4 protein-coding genes are annotated in these 3,780 nt (G+C 45.2%); 1 reads left to right on the plus strand and 3 read right to left on the minus strand.

What is annotated here, in order from left to right; translation table 11 throughout:
* From AB7S66_RS11930 to folD, 3 genes are all read right to left on the minus strand, one after another.
* The coding region (locus AB7S66_RS11930; RefSeq protein WP_428520289.1) for an SIR2 family NAD-dependent protein deacylase at positions 1-656 on the minus strand (656 nt) is incomplete at its 3' end.
* A gap of 11 nt (positions 657-667) precedes the next feature.
* Complete coding sequence (gene miaB / locus AB7S66_RS11935) at positions 668-1,963, minus strand: tRNA (N6-isopentenyl adenosine(37)-C2)-methylthiotransferase MiaB (protein WP_428520291.1); 1,296 nt, start codon at positions 1,961-1,963, stop codon at positions 668-670.
* Positions 1,960-2,844: a bifunctional methylenetetrahydrofolate dehydrogenase/methenyltetrahydrofolate cyclohydrolase FolD gene (gene folD, locus AB7S66_RS11940; RefSeq protein ID WP_428520293.1), complete on the minus strand. Its 885-nt coding sequence runs from the start codon at positions 2,842-2,844 to the stop codon at positions 1,960-1,962. The genes miaB and folD overlap by 4 nt, the downstream gene beginning before the upstream one ends.
* 176 nt (positions 2,845-3,020) lie before the next feature.
* On the opposite strand from folD, the gene AB7S66_RS11945 reads away from it, so the two are divergent.
* Positions 3,021-3,617 (plus strand): TP0733 family outer membrane beta-barrel protein, encoded by a 597-nt coding sequence (locus AB7S66_RS11945; RefSeq protein ID WP_428520295.1) that lies wholly within the window; start codon positions 3,021-3,023, stop codon positions 3,615-3,617.
* The last annotated feature ends 163 nt before the right edge of the window (positions 3,618-3,780 follow it).

Below are 3,780 nucleotides of genomic sequence, written 5' to 3' on the forward strand. Positions count from 1 at the left end.
TTTTGCAGTGAAAGATACGGCAGGTTTGCAGCAGGTTGTACCAACAGTGAGGAGCCCAGGACAAGTGTAAGATCACTATGGCTGAACATCTCATATGCCTTGGCTAGTACCAAGGCATCAAGGTTCTCTCCATAGAAGGTGATATCCGGTTTTATCACAGCCCCACACTGAGTACACCGTGGTACTTCCCCGTTCAATACGATAGGGGCAATGAATGCATAGGAGTAGTAGCTGTTGCAGTTTGTACAGTGGTGGTGTTCAGCACTCCCATGCAATTCATAACATTTTCGGCTTCCTGCCTTTTTATGCAACATATCGATGTTTTGTGTGAAAACACCTCGTACGTAGCCTTTTCTCTCCAAGGTAGCCAGACTGGTATGTATTACATTCGGTTGATAGGAATCCAAATTATACCAGAACTCTTTCGCCCATTCGTAGAATAGTTCTGGATGAGCATGGAAAAATCCGATACTCAAGATCTCTTCAACTTGATACCCATTCCAACGTTTGGCATATACTCCACTGCTGCTTCGAAAGTCAGGTATTCCGGAGAGCGTTGAGATGCCTGCACCAGTAAGCACAACCAGGGAACGGCTTCCCCTGATCATTGCTCTCAGTGTATTGAATTTTTTCTCGAATGCTTGTTGTTTTTCCATTACACACCCAACTATAACAGAATACCGCTATACGTGTTTCCCTTCAACCCAGTTAGGCGGACAGAAACTATGCTTCCTTTTTCAGGAGAACCAGGGAAAACGACCATTTCATTGTGCTCTGTTTTCCCGAGCATCTGGGAATCATCATGCTTGGAAACCTGGGTAACCAATACCTCAACTTCCTCATGACTGCGTTTTGTCTTTTCTTCTGCAAAAATGGCATGTTGGAACGTAATAAGTTCACTCAACCGTCTCTTCCTTACCTCCTCATCCACTTGTCCTTCCATGTCTACGGCCTTGGTGCCTTCCCTGGGATTGAAGTAGTACATGAAGGCTTCAAGACACCTCATATGAGAGAGAACACGCAGTGTTTCCTGATACTCCTCCTCTGTTTCGGAGGGGAAGCCCACCATTACATCAGTGGAGAACGTAATCTCTGGTACTGCTTCCCTGATTTCATCAATCAGTGAAAGAAATTGTTCCTGAGAGTATTTGCGGTTCATGAGGGAGAGGATTCTCGTTGATCCACTCTGCAATGGGATATGCAGGTGACGGGCTATTACTTTCTCTTCCTTGATCACCTGTACCAGTTCGCTGGTAAAATCCTTGGGGTGGGGGCTTTCAAAACGTATCCACTTGACCGAGTGCTTCTGGGCAGCCAGGATTTTCAGCAACTTGGGAAAATTGATAATTTCCCCATCCTGCTCAAAGTGATAACTGTTTACGTTCTGCCCAAGCAGGGTCACTTCCTTTACTCCCTTGGAGTCGAGGAATGCAAATTCCTTGATGATATCATCAACGGGACGGGAGACTTCTCTTCCTCGTACATAGGGAACAATGCAGTAGGCACAAAAATTGTTACAGCCGTTCATGATGGGAATGAAGGAGCTGAACTCACCTTCCTGATAGTATGATGATTCAAATGTATAGGACTGGGAGTGCTCGTCCATTTTCCCGTCCTTGCTGGTGAGGATATTGACGATACGTTGTTTGTCGTTCGTCCCGATTACATAATCTACCTGTGGTGCCTCATCCTTCAGGTCTTCCTGGAGGCGTTCAGCCATGCAGCCGGTTACAATCAAGGTAAAAGGTCGCTCTTTCTTGATCCGACCGAAGAAACCAAGTCTTCCCCAGATACGATTATCAGCACTTTTACGTACAGTACATGTATTCAAAATAGCGCAATCTGCTTGTTCAGCACTTGCTGCAGGAACCAATCCGGCTCCTTTGAGTTGTAGTTCCAGTGCATTGCTCTCGGCAATGTTCATCTGGCAACCGTAGGTCTCAAGCCAATATGTGTGAATCATTTCACTTCCTTGCTTGCAAATTGCTTTGCAGCTTGCATGGTATTTTTCATGAGCATGGCAATGGTCATTACCCCGACCCCACCGGGAACAGGAGTAATTGCATTGCAGCGTGGTGCGACGTGTTCATAGTCGACATCTCCTACCAGTCGATAGCCACGTTTACAACTTGCGTCCTCAATTCTGTTAATTCCTACATCAATGACCACTACCCCATCTTTTACCATGTCGGAGGTAATAAAGTGGGGCCTCCCCATTGCAGCAATGAGAATATCTGCCTGGCTTGTGATAGATGGGAGATCTTTCGTTCTTGAATGACAGATGGTCACCGTTGCATCTCTTCCCTTCTGAATCAGGAGGCTTGCCATGGGCTTTCCTACAATATTGCTTCTCCCCACGATCACAGCGTGCTTGCCGGCTGTCTCTATATGGTAATAGTCAAGTATTTCCATCACTCCCTTCGGTGTGCAGCTTACAAAGCCAGGGTTGCCGATCAGGAGGTTCCCTACGCTCTGGGGATGAAAGCCATCTACATCTTTCTCAACAGCAATGGATCGGATCACCTCTTCAGGATTGAGTCCCTCAGGTAGCGGCATCTGCACCAAGATCCCATGCACAGAGGAGTCTTCATTTAATTGGTGGATCAAATCAAGAAGCTGCTGTTGAGAAGTATCAGAGGGAAGATGGTAGTCCTTATGTCCAAAACCAAGAGAGAGACAGGCTTTCTTCTTCCCGGCCACATAGCTTTGACTCGCTGGGTCTTCCCCTACCAGAACAACTGCAAGAGTTGGTGCATACCCATAATTCTCCAAGAAATGTTTTGCTTCGTCGGTGAGTGTATCATATACGTTTTGCGCTACTTCTTTTCCTGATAGTATCTGCATGTCTTGCTCCTTGATATCCCCTACAGTACCGCAAAATCCCAATGAATGGCAACAAAGGTAAACCGTCTGTTTGCTTTTCCATTCTTCTGTTACTATACTTTTCAATGGGTATGAAGCTATGCTATTGTAACTGACAGGAAACCACCTGGTTTCCTGTACATATACTGAGGTACCGAATGAAAAAATTACTACTGTTATCACTATTCCTTGTCTTGCTTTCAACTTCTCTCTTTGCAGCTGACACCTATGATAAAGGAAATCAAATCTTCTCATTCACGATAGGAACCACCATTCCTGCTTTTACCCATTTCTTTTCCGATGATTCTCCATCCACGTTGGTCGGCCCGGGAGAAGGGAATACGGGTATGAAGGTTGGTGGATATGGTGCCATTAGTTATCAGGTTTTCAATACACCAAAGACAGCAATTGGTGGTGAGATCGGCTATAACTTCAATTTTTCTGCATCAAATATGTTGTTCACTGCAGTTCCTTTTTACGCGAAGTATTCATATATCCCTGTCCAAGGTGAATGGGACCTCCCCATTTCCTTTGGGCTTGGTGGAGCATATATCAAGTACAATGACGCTTCCATGATGACCATGTACGCAAACATGGAAGTTGGCGTCACTTGGTTTCCTGGAGAGAACTGGGGATTTGGTATCAATACCGGACTTTGGTTGATCCCTGAGTTTAATTACAAGGAAGATTTGCAGAAAGACAATGCGCTCGTTGGTTTTGTACCCATCACCCTCGCCATTAGCTATAGGCAATAGGAGTCCTTTCCATGCAGAAAAAACATATAATAATTTCAATAACATTTTCACTGATCCTTTCATTCTTGTTGCTCAGCTGTAACGTTGATGCAACAGCAGGTCTGTTTAGGCAGATCAGTGAATCAAAAGCACCTGTTGGCATAGTCTACAAGCAGATTGTGGG

Source organism: Sphaerochaeta sp. (assembly GCF_050178175.1).
GTDB lineage: Bacteria > Spirochaetota > Spirochaetia > Sphaerochaetales > Sphaerochaetaceae > Sphaerochaeta.

What these genes read in the sequence shown, in the direction of transcription:
- miaB (WP_428520291.1), bottom strand. Translation starts at nt 1,963, where the DNA reads ATGATTCACACATATTGGCTTGAGACCTACGGTTGCCAGATGAACATT.
- folD (WP_428520293.1), bottom strand. Translation starts at nt 2,844, where the DNA reads ATGCAGATACTATCAGGAAAAGAAGTAGCGCAAAACGTATATGATACA.
- AB7S66_RS11945 (WP_428520295.1), top strand. Translation starts at nt 3,021, where the DNA reads ATGAAAAAATTACTACTGTTATCACTATTCCTTGTCTTGCTTTCAACT.